The sequence below is a fragment of the Streptomyces sp. NBC_01237 genome (assembly GCF_035917275.1).
Taxonomy (GTDB): domain Bacteria; phylum Actinomycetota; class Actinomycetes; order Streptomycetales; family Streptomycetaceae; genus Streptomyces.
On record NZ_CP108508.1, the window covers coordinates 5,128,835 to 5,146,391 of the forward strand.

20 protein-coding genes and 1 pseudogene are annotated in these 17,557 nt (G+C 71.4%); 9 read left to right on the top strand and 12 right to left on the bottom strand.

The genetic code is table 11. From position 1 onward, the window contains the following. Nucleotides 1–136: 136 nt before the first annotated feature. Nucleotides 137–298 (top strand): hypothetical protein, encoded by a 162-nt coding sequence (locus tag OG251_RS22835; RefSeq protein WP_198952986.1) that lies wholly within the window; start codon nucleotides 137–139, stop codon nucleotides 296–298. Nucleotides 299–403: 105 nt separating this feature from the next. Here OG251_RS22835 and OG251_RS22840 read toward each other — a convergent pair whose 3' ends face one another. Next, nucleotides 404–1,030, bottom strand: a complete 627-nt coding sequence (locus OG251_RS22840; protein ID WP_326678907.1) for an HAAS signaling domain-containing protein — start codon at nucleotides 1,028–1,030, stop codon at nucleotides 404–406. Further along, entirely contained in the window at nucleotides 1,027–1,416 is a 390-nt protein-coding gene (locus tag OG251_RS22845) for a PadR family transcriptional regulator (RefSeq protein ID WP_266803715.1), read from the bottom strand. The genes OG251_RS22840 and OG251_RS22845 overlap by 4 nt, the downstream gene beginning before the upstream one ends. A gap of 430 nt (nucleotides 1,417–1,846) precedes the next feature. On the opposite strand from OG251_RS22845, the gene OG251_RS22850 reads away from it, so the two are divergent. The 3 genes from OG251_RS22850 to OG251_RS22860 all read left to right on the top strand — a co-directional run bounded on the left by OG251_RS22850 (nucleotide 1,847) and on the right by OG251_RS22860 (nucleotide 4,824). Beyond that, nucleotides 1,847–2,308 carry a hypothetical protein gene (locus tag OG251_RS22850; RefSeq protein WP_326678908.1) on the top strand — a complete coding sequence of 154 codons (462 nt, stop codon included), beginning with the start codon at nucleotides 1,847–1,849 and terminating at the stop codon, nucleotides 2,306–2,308. A 9-nt stretch (nucleotides 2,309–2,317) separates the two neighbouring features. Then, complete coding sequence (locus OG251_RS22855) at nucleotides 2,318–4,168, top strand: alpha/beta hydrolase (RefSeq protein ID WP_326678909.1); 1,851 nt, start codon at nucleotides 2,318–2,320, stop codon at nucleotides 4,166–4,168. Between the two features lie 167 nt (nucleotides 4,169–4,335). Beyond that, nucleotides 4,336–4,824, top strand: coding sequence for a hypothetical protein (locus OG251_RS22860; protein WP_326678910.1), 489 nt, complete (start codon nucleotides 4,336–4,338; stop codon nucleotides 4,822–4,824). A gap of 64 nt (nucleotides 4,825–4,888) precedes the next feature. Here the strand turns inward: OG251_RS22860 and OG251_RS22865 are convergent, their stop codons facing one another. The 7 genes from OG251_RS22865 to OG251_RS22895 form a co-directional block, all read right to left on the bottom strand. Continuing rightward, the gene (locus OG251_RS22865; protein WP_442818364.1) at nucleotides 4,889–6,070 is read right to left on the bottom strand and encodes a serine hydrolase domain-containing protein; all 1,182 of its coding nucleotides are present in this window, start codon (nucleotides 6,068–6,070) and stop codon (nucleotides 4,889–4,891) included. A gap of 126 nt (nucleotides 6,071–6,196) precedes the next feature. Continuing rightward, the gene (locus OG251_RS22870) at nucleotides 6,197–6,853 is read right to left on the bottom strand and encodes a contact-dependent growth inhibition system immunity protein (RefSeq protein ID WP_326678911.1); all 657 of its coding nucleotides are present in this window, start codon (nucleotides 6,851–6,853) and stop codon (nucleotides 6,197–6,199) included. 15 nt (nucleotides 6,854–6,868) lie between these two features. Then, nucleotides 6,869–7,168, bottom strand: a complete 300-nt coding sequence (locus OG251_RS22875; RefSeq protein WP_073718600.1) for an RNase A-like domain-containing protein — start codon at nucleotides 7,166–7,168, stop codon at nucleotides 6,869–6,871. Further along, a complete protein-coding gene (locus OG251_RS22880) occupies nucleotides 7,162–7,911 on the bottom strand; it encodes a hypothetical protein (RefSeq protein WP_326678912.1) in 750 nt (249 codons plus the stop codon). The genes OG251_RS22875 and OG251_RS22880 overlap by 7 nt, the downstream gene beginning before the upstream one ends. Nucleotides 7,912–7,930: 19 nt before the next feature. Next, complete coding sequence (locus OG251_RS22885; RefSeq protein WP_326678913.1) at nucleotides 7,931–9,748, bottom strand: RNase A-like domain-containing protein; 1,818 nt, start codon at nucleotides 9,746–9,748, stop codon at nucleotides 7,931–7,933. Continuing rightward, the gene (locus OG251_RS22890) at nucleotides 9,748–10,050 is read right to left on the bottom strand and encodes a WXG100 family type VII secretion target (RefSeq protein WP_073718597.1); all 303 of its coding nucleotides are present in this window, start codon (nucleotides 10,048–10,050) and stop codon (nucleotides 9,748–9,750) included. The genes OG251_RS22885 and OG251_RS22890 overlap by 1 nt, the downstream gene beginning before the upstream one ends. A gap of 16 nt (nucleotides 10,051–10,066) precedes the next feature. Continuing rightward, nucleotides 10,067–10,471 (bottom strand): WXG100 family type VII secretion target, encoded by a 405-nt coding sequence (locus OG251_RS22895; RefSeq protein WP_326678914.1) that lies wholly within the window; start codon nucleotides 10,469–10,471, stop codon nucleotides 10,067–10,069. A 264-nt stretch (nucleotides 10,472–10,735) separates the two neighbouring features. Between OG251_RS22895 and OG251_RS22900 the strand changes: the two genes are divergently transcribed. The 4 genes and pseudogenes from OG251_RS22900 to OG251_RS22915 all read left to right on the top strand — a co-directional run bounded on the left by OG251_RS22900 (nucleotide 10,736) and on the right by OG251_RS22915 (nucleotide 14,212). Then, nucleotides 10,736–11,239, top strand: a complete 504-nt coding sequence (locus tag OG251_RS22900; RefSeq protein ID WP_326678915.1) for a polyketide cyclase — start codon at nucleotides 10,736–10,738, stop codon at nucleotides 11,237–11,239. 174 nt (nucleotides 11,240–11,413) lie between these two features. Next, nucleotides 11,414–11,698 (top strand): annotated as a pseudogene (locus tag OG251_RS22905) (Mini-circle protein); the annotation flags it as partial. A gap of 210 nt (nucleotides 11,699–11,908) precedes the next feature. Next, entirely contained in the window at nucleotides 11,909–12,547 is a 639-nt protein-coding gene (locus tag OG251_RS22910; protein WP_326681370.1) for a TetR/AcrR family transcriptional regulator, read from the top strand. Nucleotides 12,548–12,700: 153 nt separating this feature from the next. Continuing rightward, the gene (locus OG251_RS22915) at nucleotides 12,701–14,212 is read left to right on the top strand and encodes a sensor histidine kinase (RefSeq protein ID WP_326681371.1); all 1,512 of its coding nucleotides are present in this window, start codon (nucleotides 12,701–12,703) and stop codon (nucleotides 14,210–14,212) included. A gap of 27 nt (nucleotides 14,213–14,239) precedes the next feature. Here OG251_RS22915 and OG251_RS22920 read toward each other — a convergent pair whose 3' ends face one another. Next, complete coding sequence (locus OG251_RS22920) at nucleotides 14,240–14,701, bottom strand: hypothetical protein (RefSeq protein ID WP_326678916.1); 462 nt, start codon at nucleotides 14,699–14,701, stop codon at nucleotides 14,240–14,242. Between the two features lie 80 nt (nucleotides 14,702–14,781). After that, on the bottom strand, nucleotides 14,782–15,528 hold the full coding sequence (locus tag OG251_RS22925; protein ID WP_326678917.1) for a GDSL-type esterase/lipase family protein: 747 nt from the start codon (nucleotides 15,526–15,528) through the stop codon (nucleotides 14,782–14,784). On the opposite strand from OG251_RS22925, the gene OG251_RS22930 reads away from it, so the two are divergent. After that, nucleotides 15,527–16,534, top strand: coding sequence for a WD40 repeat domain-containing protein (locus OG251_RS22930; RefSeq protein WP_326678918.1), 1,008 nt, complete (start codon nucleotides 15,527–15,529; stop codon nucleotides 16,532–16,534). The genes OG251_RS22925 and OG251_RS22930 overlap by 2 nt on opposite strands. A gap of 218 nt (nucleotides 16,535–16,752) precedes the next feature. Here OG251_RS22930 and OG251_RS22935 read toward each other — a convergent pair whose 3' ends face one another. Next, entirely contained in the window at nucleotides 16,753–17,535 is a 783-nt protein-coding gene (locus OG251_RS22935) for a TetR/AcrR family transcriptional regulator (protein WP_326678919.1), read from the bottom strand. Nucleotides 17,536–17,557: the final 22 nt, after the last annotated feature.

Sequence of the window (17,557 nt, forward strand, 5' to 3'; positions counted from 1 at the left end):
GTTGAGGGGCTCTTTCTGAGTACGTTCTCCCCGGCCTCTGAGTACGGTGCACGGCTCCCCGGCAGCGCTGGGGCGTGCGACAGTACATGCCGATGGAGCCGGGGGGCTCCGGGCGCGGGAGAAAGAGGGGGCGGCCGTGGACTTGTTCGACGGGGAGCTGGGTGGCGGGCGCGACAGTCACGGGGTGGAGCCCGCGGGCTCCGGCTGTTCCTGGGTGACCGTGGTGATCGTCGGGATCCTTGTGCTGCTGGCGGTGCTGGTGCACCAGTTCGTGGGACTGCTGTGGGGGATCTTCTAGGCCGTCGCGTGCGGGGCGCCGGCCGTTCGCGGGCCGGTTGCCCCGGGCCGGTTGCCCCGGGCCGGTTCGCCGGGCTGTCCGCCGGGCTGTCCGCCGGGCTTCGGCCTACGCGGCGGGGTCCCGGTCGTCGCGTACCTTCCAGAGCCAGCCCGCGCCGCCGAAGGTCATGACCGCCATCACCGCGACGACCGTCCAGCCCACGGCTGCGGGCGGATCGCTGGGGGCGAGACCGAAGTTGAAGGCCATGGCCATCGCCGTGGGCAGGGCCGCGGTGATCGCCACGCCGGCCCATTTCTGGTCCCGCGTCCAGTACGGGGACCTGCACAGCACGATGATCCCGGCGATCCTGAACGCGAAGCCCAGCGGCCCCCAGAACTGACCGGGCACCATGGTGAGTACCGGAAGCGCCACCGCGACCCACGCGGGCGAACGGCGTCTGGCGGTCTTCCCGTTACCCGCCTTCACCGGTGCCCCGGTGGAGCCCCCGGCGTCGGCCCCGGCCCCCGCCTCCTGGAGCGCGGTGGTGGCGATGGTGCGGGGGTCACCCAGTTCACGCAGGATGTCCCGGCTGCTGCCGGGCCGTTCGGCGAGCGCGATCTCGATGTGCTCGGCGAGATCGGAGACCAGCTCCTGACGGCGGTCCGCGGGGAGCGCCGAGGTCTCGCGCTCGACGGCCGCGAGGTACTGCTGGACCAACGCGCCGTCGGTCTGCCCCGTCTGCTGGCTGTTCATCGTTCTGTCTCTCCAGGTGCCTGGGTGCGCGTCTTCGGTGCGAGAAGGTGGTCGACGGCGTTGCGGAAGGCGGGCCATGTGCCGGTGAACTCGGCGAGGGCGGCGTGTCCGGCCTCGGTCAGTTCGTAGTAGCGCCGCGGCGGACCCGAGGCCGACTCGCGCCAGGTGGTGACGACGAGCTCGTCCCGTCGCAGCCGGGACAGCAGGGGGTAGACCGTGCCCTGGCTGGTCGCCAGCGCACCCGTCTCCTCCAGCTCCCGCAGCAGCTCGACCCCGTACCGCGCACCGTCGCGCATCAGTGCGAGCACGCAGTACTCCAGCACGCCCTTACGGAGCTGGCTGACGGCCTTGCTTCCGGGGCGGCTGCTCGCTTCGACCGGTTCCATGCAATGCACAGTACCTTGTCCGGAAGAGGAGAGGGGCGCCACCCGTACGACGGCGGCGCCCGGCGCCCGGCCCCGCTGTCCCGGCCGGTCCGATCTCCACGGAAGACCCTGGCTTTCCTGGAGGTTCATCAAGCCAATCTCCTTTCCATGGGCGGTAGTTGGTTTCTTCCGATCGATGGGGTCCGAGCTGTTCCTCCCGTGCGGAGGGGTCCCGTCCGCACCGAGCGGTTTGAGCCGGTCCGGTCTCCGGCAGACCCCGGGATGGGCCACGCTGCCGCCACGTACGGACACTCGGGGCCGCTCGATGGGAGCACCAGGGCGGACCCGGCTCCCGTCCGTACCGTCCGCGGCGGCGCTCCCATGGGGGCGCGGGACAGCGGGACCACACACCCCGGGGCAGGTCCCGGGGCCACGGGGGAGGAGACCACACATGGCGTGGGACGAGTGGGAACAGCTGAAGCACGAAGCCGCCCAGCGGCACGGGACACAGATGCAGCTCAACCAGTACCTGCCCGGTGACGGGCCGGCCGCACCGTCGACGAGCGCCGTCACCGCGGGCCTGCAGTCCAACAAGCAGGCGTGGAACAAGGCGGGCGAGGGCGTCGGAGGGCTGCGGGAAGGGCTGGGCAAGGCCCTGACCCGGTTGACGGACGGGCAGCAGGGGGCCGACGCCGCCGGGTGCCTGACCGCAGGGGCCCAGAAGGACGTGTACAGCTCCTGGGCCCGGTACGTCAGAAGCGTCGACGAGCGCTGCGGCAGCGTCAAGGAGGCACTGGAGAGGGCCGGGCACGACCTCCTGCGGACCGACGACGCCGTCAGGGGCGCGTTCACCGCCATCGACAGCCGGTACGCCGATACGCACGCCGTCGGTGGCCAAGCCCCGGGGCGGTGACGGGCCGCCATGGATCTCGCCACGCTCAACGCACTGAAGCCGTCCGAGTTCACCCAGGCGGCCGACGGCTACCGCGCGACCAGCGACATGGCCGCCGCGTCCAAGGACCACCTCGACAATGTCGTCGCGGCCGGCATGCGCGGTTCCCTCAGCGGGGAAGCCATGGACGCCGCGCTCGCGGAGCTGAAGAAGCTGGCGGCCAACTTCCACTACACGCAGATCGAGTGCGGGCTGGCGAGCACCGCGCTCAACGGGTTCGCCCACGACATGGACGTGGCCCGCAGGAAGCTCGTGTCGGCGCTCGGTGACGCGGAGGCGCTCAAGTTCGCGGTCGGGGCGGACGGCAGCGTCACCTACCCGGCCGGAGAGTCGCGCAACAGCGTCGAGCTGCCGCCCCCCGGCGGCACGGTCGCCGCCGGTGCGGCGCCCCAGGCCCCCGGACCCCTGGCCCCCGGCGGCCGGTCCGCGCTCGCCCGTCTGAGCCTCGACCCCAACCCCAACCCCCATCGCGCCGAGGCGATCGCCCTCGCGGACCGTATCGCCGCCGCCCTCAAGGAGGCGACGGAGGCGGACGCCAAGTGGGAGCCGAAGATTCGGGCGCTGAAGGCCGACGACGACCTCACCGTCTCCGCGCACGACCTCGCCGATGCCCAGTCGGACGCGGCAGGCGTACGGGAAGCGGGCCGGGGCTACCTGGATTCGATCGGCGGGCCGCCGAAGGACGCCACCCCCGTGCAGAACGCCGACTGGTGGAAGGGGCTCTCCCCCCAGGAACAGGAGGCGTACCTTTCCCTCCACCCCGATCTCGTGGGCAAGCTGGACGGTCTGCCCGCCGAGGTCAGGGACGAGGCCAACCGGATCGTGCTCGACGAGAAGCAGGCCGAATACCGGATCAGGCTGGACGCGATCCCGAAGCCACCCGCCAAGGAGTGGACCATTCTGATGACCCTCGCCGGGGGCTCCAGGATCCATACCGACGAATGGATGGACTGGGACCGGAAGTACGGCGACGACTACCGTCACCTCACCGACTCCCTCAAGGGCATGGACGCCATCGGGAAGCGTTTCGACGCCACCGGCACCGAAGGGCTGCCGGAGGCGTACCTGCTCGGTTTCAGCCCCGAAGGGCACGGCCGTGCCATCGTCGCCACCGGAAACCCGGACACGGCGCAGCACCAGGCGGTGTACGTGCCGGGCACGGGGTCCGACCTGGACGGCGTCGGGGGCAACATCAACCGGATGACGGATCTCTGGCGCGAGACCAACCAGGCGTCCCCCGGGGTCTCGGTGTCGACCATCACCTGGCTGGGCTACGACGCTCCGCAGGACCCCGTCAAGGACGCTCCCTTCGAGCACTACGCCTACGACGGCGCCCCGGCCTACCGTCAGTTCATGGACGGCCTCGACGCCTCCCACAGCGGCTCCGGGGAGCCGCACCGGACGGCCATCGGCCACTCGTACGGCACGACCCTCATCGGGGCGGCGGCGGAGAAGGGCGATCTCAACGCCGACGACGTGATCTTCGCCGGAAGCCCGGGGGTCAAGGTCGGTTCGGCCGAGCAGATGGACGTGCCGAAGGGGCATGTGTGGAACGAGGAGGCCGATGGTGACAAGGTTCCCGACATCGGCCGTTACGGTCACGGCGGCAGCCAGTGGAAATTCGGCGGCGGAACCTTCGTCATCCCCAGCGACGACCTCTTCGGCGCGAACCAGATGAACACCCACGCCGAGGGCAGTGGGCCCAACGATCACAAGAAGTCGGAAGGCCACAGCGAGTACTGGAGCCCGGGCTCGACCGCGCTGAAGAACCAGGCGCTGGTCGTGGTCGGCCGGTACGGAGACGTCACCGCTCCCCAGTAGCGCGGCGCCCCTGACGGTGCCGCCGTGCGGCGGCACCGTCACCGACCCACCCAGGAACACCGAGGAACTTCATGCTCCGTGCACCACTCCCCGTCCCGCGTCGGTACCGGCCCGGCGGCACCTGCCTGGCCCTCGCACTGACCGGACTCCTCCTCACCGGATGTGGCATGACTGACAACGACACCAGCAAGTCCTCGTCCGGCACGACGGCACGGGAGATCCCGTCCGCGGGCACCGCGGGCACCACGGAGGCCGTCGCCGCCGTGAAGGAGGTCTCCAGCCAGCTGTACGACTTCGTGGGGGTGCCGGGTAAGGCATCCGTACCGGGGCCCGGCGTCCGGGAGTGCGAGGGCAAGGACCCGGACACCTACTTCCGGGTCCACCACCCCTGGAACTTCCTCCCGACGTCCGGCGCCGACAACGACACCGCCATGGCGAACCTCAAGGAGAAGCTGAGTACGGACGGCTGGGTGGTCAAGGACTCCTTCCGGGACAACAGCCCCAACAAGAACCTCAACCTCGTCGCGGACAACGACGCCAGGAAGGTGAGCGTCTGGGTCGTCGCGTACAGCAAGCGCGACACCCCGAGCATCGGCATCGACGTCACGTCCGGCTGCTACCGGGTGCCGGAGGGGCAGACGATCCTTCACTCCTGAGCCGGAGCCACCACGGGCGCTCGCAGCCCGGACGCGGCGGCGCACGCGCTCCGCGTCCGGGACCTCACCGGCACAGGGCCGTTTCCACGACGTTGTCGACACGCTTCCTGGACGCCTCGTCGGACAGCTGGACGGTGACCGCGACATGGGCGGCGCGGCCGTCGTCGGTGGCGCCGCCCCGGGTCTCGTACCCCGGGAAGCTGCCGCCGTGGCCCCAGTAGATTCCGCCGTCGCACGGCAGCGGCCTGCTCACGATCCCCAGTCCGTAGCGGGCGCCGGGGCCGAAGGTCTTGTCCGCGGGGCGGGTGGCGCCGCGCATCTCCGCGAGCTGGGCCGGGCGCAGGAGGTGGCCGCGCAGGAGCGCGCCGAAGAAGCGGTTGAGATCGGAGTCGGTGGAGATCAACTGCCCGGCCGCCCAGCCCCAGGAGGGGTCGATCTCCGTGACGTCGGTCAGCGGCGCGCCCACCGAATCCTGGTAGTAGCCCTTGGGATGGGGCCCTCGGACGGTCGCGTCACCGGGGGCCGGGAAGTAGGTGTGGCGCAGCCCGACGCGCTTGATGATGCGCCGGTCCATCTCCTTGGCGAGGGGGTTCCTCGTGACCTTCTCGACGATCAGGCCCGCCAGTACGTAGTTCGTGTTGCTGTACTCCCACTTCTTCCCCGGCTCGAAGCCGGCCTTGTGCTGGAGCGCGATGTCGACGAGCTCGCGGGGGGCGAAGTAACGGACCTCCTCGCCCAGGTAGTTGCTGTAGTTGGGGAGCCCGCTGGTCTGCTGGAGGAGGTGACGGACGGTGATGCGGCTTCCGTCGATCCCCTCCCCGCGGACGAGGCCCGGCAAATAGGTGTCGACCGGGGCGTCCAGGCGGATCTTCCCTTCACCGACCAGTTGCAGCACGACGACCGCGGTGAACGACTTGGTGTTGCTGCCGATCCGTATCCGGCCGTCCCTGGGCACCTTCGCTCCGGTGGCCAGGTCACCGATCCCCGCGGTGTAGTCACGGGTGCGGCCGTCGCGGTCCGTGACGCTCGCCAGCGCGCCGGGCGGCCCGTCCGGGTGCACCAGCGTGTTCAGGCCCCGCTGGACGGTGTCGGTCCGCCCCGAGGCGGCGAACGCCGCGGGTGGCGCCAGGGCACCCATCGTCATGACGCCGACGACCACCGCGGCGGCTGCGGCCACGCGCCGACTGCCACGCCGCCCGCCCTGCCGGCCGGGAGAACGGAACCTCTGCCATGCCTGCTCACGCACGCGCCAACTCCTCTGGAACTGTCGGGGAAACCGGCGATGTCCGCCGGGCCCAGCATCTCCGGAGGCGGCCTCACGGGGCGATCCTGCTACCCGCCCGGTGCGGGGTGGGGCTAACCCCCGAGGCGCTCAGCCCCGTGCCACGTCCTCCGCGATCATCTCCAGCCAGGCGCGATGGCTGTACGGAGCCGGAGGGTCCACCTCCAGGCCCAGGACCGCCAGGCCCAGGGAAAGGTCCGCCTCGTCCAGGCCCAGCGCGAGCAGCTCGTGCACCTCACCGAGCATTCGGGCCGTGAGGCCGCGGTCCGATGTGTCCAGGTAGTCGCGCAGCGCCTCCTCGTGCTCCTCGAACTCCGCCCCGAAGTCCTGCGAGAACCAGCCGCCCAGGAACTGCCCCAGCTCAGGGAACCGGGCCTGCCACTCCCATGGCGTACGAGGTGCCCCGGGCGGTGGCACGTCACCTTCCGCCAGGCTGCGCCGCAGATGGCCGGCGACCATCAGCAGCCAGGACTGAACCGCCGCGTTGTCCAGACCCGTGTCGGGCAGCGGATAGACCTCGCCGAGCCGCAGCCGCAGCGGCCCCGGAGGGTTGCGGGCGTACTCGCGCAGCTGAGTCTCGGCGGCGCCGATCGCCCAGGGCCGGGTGTGCCAGGTGTGCCGCAGATAGGCGGTGAGGGCTTCGCCGGGCTTCTCCTCGGTGTCGTCGGCGGGCAGCCCGGCATACGCCCGGAGCACCTGGTCCATCTCGCCGTACTGACGGTCGTGCTGGAGCGGGGTCAACGCCATGGCGGGCCCTTCCTCTCAGAGGTGGATCGGGAAGGTGGCGTGCACGGCGAAGCCGAGCGGACTGTCCGGGGCGGTCTTCAGCACCACCCGCGCGGCCCGCGCGTCCACCGGTCCGAGTCCGGCCAGCATCATCGCCTGGAGCAGTACCTGCCCGACCGGCTCGGGCCGGGAGGGCCACGACGCCTCGATGGTGAGCCGCTGCCGTGTCGACAGGGCCAGCCATCGGTGTACCGACTGCTCGTTCTGGCTGACCACCGCCTGGGTGGCCCACTGGGCGGTCTCCCGGTCGGTATAGGTGGCGGAACGCGTCAGCACGGCGTCGGCTCCTCTCGGCCGCCGGTCCAGGCGATCGGCCCGTGCTCCCGGCGCAGATGGTCGGTCAGGGTATCGGGGATCAGGGTCAGCCAGGTGGTCCAGGACTCCTGGGACCCGGAGCCGAGGCCGAGTTCGAAGGCGAAGAACCGGCGCAGGGCACCGTCATCGGGGAAGAGCGCGAGGGCCTCCGCGCATTCGGCGACGAGGGGCGGCAGCCGCCACTGGCACAGCCCACCCCCGTGGCATTCGGCGACGAACAGCCCGATCCCCTCGACGTCGGTCAGGTCCGGGTCCTCCAGCGCGATGCCGTCCTGCCCGAAGTACAGCGACAGCATCTGGGTCAGCTGTGGGAACCGCAGGCCCAGTTCCCACACGGTCGGGACCATGCTGCCGAGCCTGGCGTACAGACCGGCCGGCCACTCGTCGGCGTAGGAGGCGATGTCGAGGAACACCGACGGCTCGCCCCCGGCTCCGGACCTCTCCGCCAGCTCCCGCAGATCCTTGGGCACCCGCTCCACCGCCGAACCGCCCGCCGACAGCGCCTCCCCGATGGCCCGCACCTCGGCGGCGGCCTCGTGGACCGTCACTCCGCCCCGCTCCCACCGGTCCCACAACACGCGCAGCGGAGCCTGCAACGCCTCGGCCCTCACCTCGGGGTCGGCGGGAACGCCGGGGGAGGTGAAGGGCAGGAAGGGGCTGAGCAGCGTGCGGGCGGCCGAGTAGCGGAAGTGGTTCTCGTGCACGGGGCGGTTCCTGACCTGGCTAGGGGGACTCAGGGAAGGCGGTGACCACGATGAACGGCGGCACTCTGCCGTCGTCGACACCTTGGATGCGGACGATCACATTGTGCGTGTCGGCCGGGAGCCCGGTGGCACTGGTCACGGTTGATCCGGTGACATCCGTGAAGGGGGTCTTGGGCAGCACGAACTGCCCGGTGGGGTTGGCCGTCAGCTTTTGGGTGATCTCCGCTTCGTTCCGGTCGATCGTCGACTGGACGAACCGCTGCGCGCTGGTGAGGTCCGTGAACGAGGACGCGGCCGGAGGGTGCTGGTCCCGCATACGTATCTGCAACTGTTCGGGGGTCAGAGCCACGTGCCGGTCGATGGGGTGTGTGCTCTGCGTACCGACCTTCATGTCCTCCTGGTTGGCGAGGTCGATGGGGTACGTGTGGTTCGTGGCACTGTCCCCGGGCACCGTCCAGTTGTGCTTCGGCTCGTAGCCCTCGATGCTCCGCGCACCGATCGACTGAGCGCGGGCCTCCTCGGCCAGGAAGGTCGGCACGCTCTTCCTCGCCTCCTCCAGTGCGTCGGTCAGCCCCTTCATCTGCTGTGCCAGGAGTTGGGTGTCGGCGTTGTAGCGGTTCACCCCGCTGTCGAGCTTCGGAGTGTCGATGTTCTCGATGAACTGCTCGGCCAGGCCCACCACGTTGCCGATGACGAGACGGAAGATGTCCTCGGCCGCACCCTTGAAATTGTCCAGTTCCATGCAGTCCTTGGCGGCCTGGATGTACACCTGCTCGATCACCTTGCGGACCGCCCTCACCGCGTCGGCGAACCGGTCCAGGAGATCGGCGATCTTGCGCGCGGTATCGATCAGAATCTGGAGAACGGGCTGCTGGCCGGACATGTGCTTCCAGCGGTACCCCTTGGCCACGGGGTTGGGCGCATTCTTCCCCCAGAACCTCGTACCCCACAGGCTTCCGGTGAACTGGCCCATGGCCGCCTGCCATTCGCCGCTGACCGGCGAGGGACCGGGGTCTCGCAGGTAGCCGATGGCCGCGTCGAGGTCCCGGCCGGATTTCTCTGCGTCTTCGGCGACCTTGCGCCAGAGCGCGGCCACCTTCGGCAGATCGTCGTCGTTGCCGCCGGGGGTGATGTCGGCGACCTTGCCGTGCCGGAGAGCCCGTCTCAGAGCCTGCTCCAGGAGCCAGTGCAGGGCCCGGCCCACCTCGCCCATCACGTTGTCGATGATCCGGTCGCCCCAGGCGCCGCCGCCGTCCCCGCCTCCCCAGCCGAGGTCCGCCACCTTTCCGTACGGCGGTGGGGTCCGGATCACCTCCGGTACGGCCTTCAGGGTGGTCGGGGCGCCCCAGCTGGGATGGGAGGCGTACTCCGCGCTGACGTAGTTGTTCGCGGTGATGGTCAGGCCGGTGGAGACACCGCCGACCGCGACCACGGCCTTGGCCCACACCTCCAGATAGAGGGCGGTGACGGCGTTGTACTGCTCCACGAACTCCGACGGCCCCGAGCCGATGCCGCAGACGTGCTTGTGGCCTTCCAGGGCGTCCAGCAGATACTTCGGGGCCTTGTGGAAGTCCGACTGATGGTTCCGGATCAGGTACGAGGTGTACCAGACGTGACCCGGGTCGACGTCGAAGCCACTGACATAGCCCCCGGGGTCCACCGACGGCTTGAGTGACTGGACCTCCTTCACCGGGTCGGGCTTGGGCTGAGCCTGGGAGATGTCGTTGCCCTGGGGGTCGTAGAGCTTCCCCGGGGCGGGCGACGGAACCGCGGGCGTGGTCGGCGGACCGCCGCTGTTCCCGCCTGAGCCTGGCGGTGGCGGTGGGGGAGTGGCCATCAGGCAGCCCCCCAGCCGCGCAGTACCGCTTGATGAGCGGCGCTGTAGTTGGTGTGGGCGCCGGTCACGACCTCGTGCAGCCAGGTCTGGCGGGCTTTGAGATCGGCCATTTCGGCGCTCCACCGGTCCAGGGTGAGGACGAAGGAATCACGCGCGTCGCCCTGCCACCCGAGCACCACCTTCTCCGTGCGCTCGTACAGCAGCCCCAGTTCCTCGTTGAGCTTCCGGAGGATCTCCTCCAACTCGCCCGCCAGCGCCTGTAAGGCGATGATGTCGACACCAATGTGATCGTCGCTCGTCACGTCCCGCCCCCCCCCGCTATAGGTCGTTGATCCGGCTGCGGGGAGCAGGTGGCACCGGCGTGGTGGGCGGGGCCTGAAGAGCGGCGGCCTCCCGTGCGATGTCGGTGTCGGCCTGTACCCGCCGCATCTGAGCCAGGACGTCCAGCTCCTGCTCGGTGAAGCCGTCCCTAGCGAGCCTTGCCGCTTCCTCCAGCAGCCGCAGATCCTCACGGATCCGTACGGCGTCCTCCGCCGCACCCTTCTGCAGGGTGCGGTAGGCCTCACCGGCCGCCCCCCGCCAGCGGGACTGGATCCGGTCCACGATGCCGTCCATCTGCCGCACCTGGCTGTCCAGATGCCGCTGCATGGCGTCGAGATCGTTGGCGAGCTTCGTCAGCCCGTCGTCTTCCGGAACTTCGAGATCAGGGTTGTGCACTGCCATGCCGGACTCCGCCCGCCCCTCGGCCGCGCGCGAAGCCTCCTTCGCGCGCCACAACTTATAAGTGACCTCGTTCAAAAGGAAGATGAGGAAGAGTCACGTTATGTACAAGAGAACGTGGGGGCCCGAGTGACGTCGCTGGTCGCCATCCGGGCGCGGTTGGTGAACGTTCGACCGATGAGTTCTGCCCCGCCGCGCCGTCTGCGTAGGGGAACGTCCCGTGGGGAACGTCCCCCTTCAGCCTTCCGCGCCCGCGGGAGAACCGGGATGAGACGACAAGGAGCGGTGAACACCGTGGACCAGGAGAATGTGAGCGCCACCCTGACCGTCGCCGCGCCCGCCGAGAAGGTGTTCGCGGTGCTGGCGGACCCGACGACCCATGCCGCGATCGACGGCACCGGCTGGATCCAGGAAGTCGGCGACCGGGCGCCGCTGGCCGAGGTGGGGCAGATCTTCCGGATGGACATGCACCACTCCCACCACCCGAAGGTCGACTACCGGGTGGCCAACAAGGTCCACGTCTTCGACCGGGCGCGCGCCATCGGCTGGTTGACGGGGCAGGAGAAGGACGACGGGCAGGTGGAGTACGGCGGCTGGACCTGGCGCTACGACCTCGTGTCGCTCGGCCCGTCCCGGACCGGGGTCACGCTCACCTACGACTGGTCGGCGGTGCCGCCGTCCCTACGCGAGGTCTTCCCGTTCCCGCCGTTCGGCCCCGAGCATCTCGGCAACTCGCTGGACCACCTGGCCGATATCGTCGCGGGCCGCTGAGGGCGCCGGACCCGCGGCGGCGTCCGGCCCGGGGCGCCGTTCGCCCTCGCGGGCGGCGGTACGGCCGGGATTCCGGTCCCGGACGCGTCCTGCTCGTCAACTTCCTGTCCGCCCGGCGCACCACCCTTGAGATGAAGGTGTGCGCGGCCGGGTGACGAGTCGGCGCGGCGGTCCGTGGAGCCGTCCCCGCTCTCGCCGCCCGGCCTCGTCCGCCGTCCCGCCGACACGGAACGCCGGTGTTTCCGGAAGGACATGGCCGGACAGGACGCGCCGCCGCTCCTCTCCCCGGAAGCCGATCCGGACGGGGATCTCGGCGGCCCGTGCGCCCATACCGCTGTCATATCCGGTGCTTGGAGGGCATGGCGGGCGGAAGTGGCGTTCGCCGGACGGTATGTCACCGACGTCCCCGGTCTCGATGCCGAGGGCCACGACGCCCGGCCTCGCTGCTTCGGGTGGATCGTGCACATGACCGAGGAGTGCGCCCGCCACCACGGGCACGCCGATCCGCTGAAGGAGCGCGACAGGGGTGTGAAGGCGGGTGCCGCGCTCCCGATGGAGGTGTGGCGCAGTCGGAACCGGGGCGCTGGGGCGAGCACAATGGTGCGGGCGGTCTGTGCAGAGGTGCCTGAGGCCCTCTCCCGCACCTCTTCCGCTGAAGGAGGACCGGTGATGGACAACTGGCCGGCTCAGCGCACCGGGCCCGGTGACATGCTCCGTAACCAGGCGCGCGAGCGACTCCTCGACGCGGCGCGGGAACTGTTCGGCGTCGGCGGCTACGCGGAGACCACCGAGATGGCGCTCTGCGAGGCTGCCGGGGTACCGGCCGACGTGCTGCGCCAGGAGTTCGGCTCCCGGGAAGGGCTGCTCATCGCCCTGCACAACCGGGTGACGACGAGTGGCCTGCGGGCGGCGGAGAGAGCCCTGCACGCGGACGACATAAGCAAGTGCGGAACGGCGGAACGGGTCCAGCGCCTCTTCGACGCCTACGTGGAGGCCGTCACCCGCGATCCGCGTGAGGCGCGGGTGACCTTCGTCGAGGTGCTGGGCGTGAGCGCCACCGTGGACGAGCACTGCAAGCTGTGGCGGGCCCTGTGGACGGAGTTCCTGACGGGGGAGGCCGAGCGGGCGGTGGACCGGGGGGAGGCGGAGGACCGGGATCACCGGGTCGACGTGATGGTGATGGTCGGTACGGTCCATGAGCTCATGGCGCACCACAGCAGGCGGCCCCGGCGGGCGCGGCCCGGCGAGGTGTCCGGTGAGCTGACCCAGCTCGCGCTGACGATGCTGGGGTCGCAGCAGGGGGAGTGACCCGGGAGCGACCCCGGGCGGGCGGGGGCGGGACACCGGCTCAGTACCGTCCTCGTCATGGACAGTACGAAGCGTGGCGGTGCGGCGGGGTGGGCCGGTCCGTTCGCGGCAGCCGCCCCGGCCGCCGGTGCGGCCCTCTGCGTCGGCCTGAGCATGGCCGGCTCCTGGTGGACCGTCCCCGCCGCCCTCGCCGCGTTCCTCGACGGGCGGCGGTCCGGGCGGGCCCGCCCCACGGTGCTCGCCCTGGTCGCGGTCGTCGCTGCCGGGGTGGTGGCGGTGGCCCTGGTGCCGTCCTGGCTGCCGCTGGGGAGCCGCTTCGTGGGCGTGGTGGTCGTCGTGGTGATGCTGCCGTGGTTCGCCGGGCGGTTCTGGCGCCAGTACCGCGAGCTCGTCCGGGCCGGCTGGGAGCGGGCCGAACGGCTGGAGCGCGAACAGCGACTGGTGGCCGAGCAGGCCCGGTTGCGCGAACGGGCCCGGATCGCCCAGGACATGCATGACGTCCTCGGCCATGACCTCAGCCTGATCGCCCTGTCGGCGGGCGCCCTGAGCCTCGCCCCCGACCTGGACGACCGGCACCGGCGGGCGGCCGGGGACCTCAGGGTCAGGGCGGCGGCCGCGGTGGAGCGGCTGGGGGAGGTCATCAGCGTCCTGCGGGAAGAGGCGGACGAGGCACCGATGCGCCCGGCGGCGCGGACGGACGGCGCTGCGGAGGCGGGTGCCGGTACGGGTGCGGGTGCGGATGTCGGCGCCGGTACGAAAGCCGGTGCGGGTACGGATGCCGGTGCCGGTGCTGAACCGGGCGCCGGTGAGGGGAGTTCCGCCTCCGCCATCGAGCGGCTGACCGGCGAGGCCTCCGCGTCCGGGCTCGCGGTCGACCTGCGGATCGAGGGCCCCGCGGGCGCCGTCCCCCCGGTTGTCGCGCGGGCCGCCCACCGCGTCGTGCAGGAGGCGCTCACCAACGTCGCCAAGCACGCCCCGCACGCCACGGCGCACGTACGCGTCACGTACGCGGACACCGGGACCGAGGTGGTGGTCGAGAACGGGCCGCCGTCGGACGGCCCCTCAGCCGCGCCGCCCCGCCGTGGAGAGCGAGGACGGCCCGGCGGACACGGCGGTCGCGGACTCGTCGGGCTTCATGAGCGGGTGCGGCTGGCCGGGGGCACGTTCGAGCACGGTCCCCGCGACGGGGGCTTCGCGGTGGTCGCGCGGATGCCGCACGCCCCCGGCCCCTCGGCACGCGCCTCATCCGCCGCGCCCGCCTCACCCCTCGCTTCCGGCACATCCGTCGCGCTGCCCCAGGAGCACCGCCGCGCCGGCCGCCGGATACGCCGGACCCTCGCCGCCGCCGTCGTGGTGCCCCTGGTGGCGGGGGCGCTGCTGAGCACGGTGCTCATGGGGTGGGAGATGTGGTCGGCGTCCCGCTCCGTCCTGGAGCCGGGCGACTTCGCCCGGCTGCGGGTGGGCATGGAGCGCTCCGAGGCCGAGTCCCTGCTGCCCGAGCGCCGGACCGACCACCGGCCGGTCGCCGCCGAGCCGGGCGGACCCGGCACGACGTGCGCCTACTACGCGATGACGGCCGACCGGTTCGACGACCGGTCGGGCGACGCCTACCGGGTCTGCTTCCGGGACGACACGCTGGTGTCCGCGGACGCCCTCACCCCGTGACGGGGCCGAGAGCGGAACCAGCGGAACCTATCCGTTGAACGTGTTGTTCTGGGTGCCGCTGCCCTGCACCGGCCCGCTGAACGTGCTGTCGCGGAAGTCGTTGTGCACCGACCCCGGCACCGCGGCCTCCGGGTCGATCGCCCGGACGGCCGCCTCCAGGTCCGCCGCCGCGTCCGGGTCCGCGGTCAGCGAAGCCTGGAACATCGCCTCCCACACCCGTACCGCGCGGGCGAACACCTCGTCCGCCTCGACCCGCGTACGCAGCGCCCGTTCGAGCTCCCCGGCGCACTCCTGGTCCCCGGGCTGCCCCTCCAGCGCGGTGAGCGCGGTCTCGGAGGTGTCGGGTTCCGGGGCCGCGCCGTCGGGCGCCCCCGGCGCGGGGTCCCGGCGGCGCACCAGGCCCGTCAGCCCGGACCACGCCTGACGGCCGATCTCCCCGCCCGCGCCGCCTGCCAGCGCCGCCAGCACACCCAGCGAAATCGGGTCCATGGACCCCACCCCCGTAACAGCTCGTCACTTCACCGATCAGGCACCACCGTACGGTGGCCGGTCCGGCGGGCGCAGCGGTTTCAGCCGTGGGCGGCGTACGGGCCGCCCAGCCCCCACGCCTGGTGCATCGCGTCGGCGAAGGCGGCCGCGAGCCTGTGCTCACCGCTGGGGCCGGGGTGCGTGCCGTCGTAGGTGTCGGTGTGGATGTCGTACGAGGCCGGGCGCGAGGCCAGCAGCAGCGGGGAGGCCGGTCCGTCGAGGTCGGCGACGGCCTTGGCGAGAAGTTCGTTGAAGCGCTCGCACTCGGCGGCGAAGGGGGCGTCCGACTCGGCCCTGATGTTCGGTATGACGGGCAGGAACACGATCCTGATGTGCGGGTTGGCGGTGCGGGCCGCCGCGACGAACGCGCGGGCGTTCCGGGCGGTCTGCGCGCTGTCGGTGTAGAACCCGAGGTCTATCAGCCCGAGCGAGACGAGCAGGACGTCGGCGCGGGCCCCGCTCACCGCGTCCGCGATCACCGGGGCCATGTGCAGCCAGCCCTCGCCCCAGCCGGCGAGGTGGCGGCGGGCGTCGGCGGGGAAGGACGGGGCGCCGTACGCGTGGGAGAGCGGGGCCTGTGCCTCGGTGTCGTACAGCGCGCTGCGCGGGCCGACGATCGTGTACCGGCCGGGGAGCGTCGCTTCGAGGTGCTGCCACATCCGGAAGCGCCAGGTGAAGTCCCCGGCGCTGCCCACGGTCATGGAGTCGCCGACGAAGAGGAAACGCATGGCGACATCATGGCCGATCACCCCTTCGGCCTGCGACGTGACGATGGACACTGGGGTCATGCGCTCGTATCTGACAGCCTCCGGTGCCGCCCTCCTGCTCGTGCTGACGGGGGCGGCCACGGCCGTGGCCGACGACGGCGGAGCCGACCGGACCTTCACGATCGAGGACCCCCGGATCACCGAGTCCAGCGGCCTCGCCGCCAGCCCGACCCATCCGGGCATCTACTGGACGCACAACGACAGCGACGACGGTCCGTACATCTACGCCGTCGACTCCCGCACCGGGAAGACCGTCGCGACGATCACCATGCGCGGGGTCGGCGAGCCCCGCGATGTCGAGGCCATCTCGATCGGGCCCGACGGCAATGTGTACGTCGGTGACATCGGCGACAACCTGGACGGGACGTGGGACCACGTCTGGATCTACCGCTTCCCCGAGCCGAAGCGGCTGCGGGACGCCACGGTCACCGCGACCCAGTTCGACGTGAAGTACGCGGACGGGGCGCGCAACGCCGAGGCGCTGATGGTCCACCCGAAGACCGGCCGGGTGTACATAGCCTCGAAGAACGAGGACGGCGGCGGGCTGTACGAGGGGCCCGCGAAGCTCTCCACCGGCGGGACCAATGTGTTCCGGCGGGTGGGGGAGGTGCCGTGGGTGACGGACGGGGCGTTCTCGCCGGACGGGCGCGAACTGCTGCTGCGGTCCTACTTCAGCGCCCGCGCGTACGCCTTCGAGGGCGGCAGGCTCGGCGAGGACCACGCGGTGAGCGCCCCGTTCCAGCGGCAGGCCGAGTCCGTGACGTACACGGCGGACGGCTCTGCGCTGATGTTCGGCTCGGAGGGCGAGGGGAGCGAGGTGGAGCGGGTCGACGTCAAGGGCGGGGGCGGGAGCGGGGACGGTGGCAAGGACGCGGGACGGGGCTCCGGGAGTGCCGGGAGCGGGTCCGGCGGGGACGGGGCGGACGGCGACGGGGAGAAGGGGAGCATGACCCTGGGCGCGGTCGTCCTCGCCGGGGTGGCCGTGGTCTGGTTCGCCCTGCGCAGGCGGCGTGGGGGGCGGGGCTGAGGCGAGGGTGGGGCCGTGATCCCGTGGGGCCGTGATCTGCGGCCCCGTGAGCCCGCCGCGCACTGCCTCGTACTGCACTGCCCCGCCGCGCACTGTCCCGCCGCGCACTGCCCCGTCCCGCAACGCGCACGGGACGATCCCCGCCTACGGGTGGTTCCGTATCCCCGTCGGCACACGGACGATCCCCATCCCCATCGGCACACGGACCGGGCTCGCCGTCATCCTCCCGCGCGCTCCCCGACCAGCACTTCGAACCCGTCGATCAGCCGCCGCAGCCCGAACTCGAAGTGGTCGAAGTCGGCGCTGAAGGTGTCCTCCGCCATGCCCGCCATCATCGGGTACTCGCCGCTGAGCATGGCCCGTTCCAGGTAGGGGCGCTGGTCCTCCCAGAAGTCGGCGTCGCTCAGTCCGGTCTGCTGCACGGCCTCGACGGCATGGCTCTGGGTGCGGGCGAGGCCCTCGACAAAGCTGTTGACGGTGATGATCACGGCGATCAGCTCGGGGTCCCTGAGGCCCATGCCCCGCAGGCCGGTGAGGGCCAGTTCGAGGCCGCGCAGGGCGCTGGGGCCGAGCACGGTGCGGGCCTGGTTGATCTTGAGCAGCCAGGGGTGGGTCCGCAGGTTGTCCAGGTAGGTGCGGGCCATCGAGTCGATGGCGGTGCGCCAGTCGTCGGGGACGTCGGCGGTGCCAGCGGTGAGCGGTTCGCCGAGGACCCGGTCGAGCATCAGGTCCAGGAGTTCGGCCTTGCCGGGGACGTACCGGTAGAGCGTCATCGTGCCCGCGCCCAGTTCCGTGGAGAGCCGGCGCATCGAGACGGCGCCCAGCCCCTCCGCGTCGGCGACGGCGACGGCGGTGGTGACGATCCGGTCCAGGGTGAGGCCCGGTTTGGGGCCGCGGCTGGGGCGGTCGCCGGTCTTCCACAGGAGCTCCAGGCTGCGCGCGATATCGCCGCTGCCGGTGGCTGTGCCGTCCGCTTCCGCTGTCGAACCGTTTCTCGTCATGGGCACCAGGGTAATGCTCCGG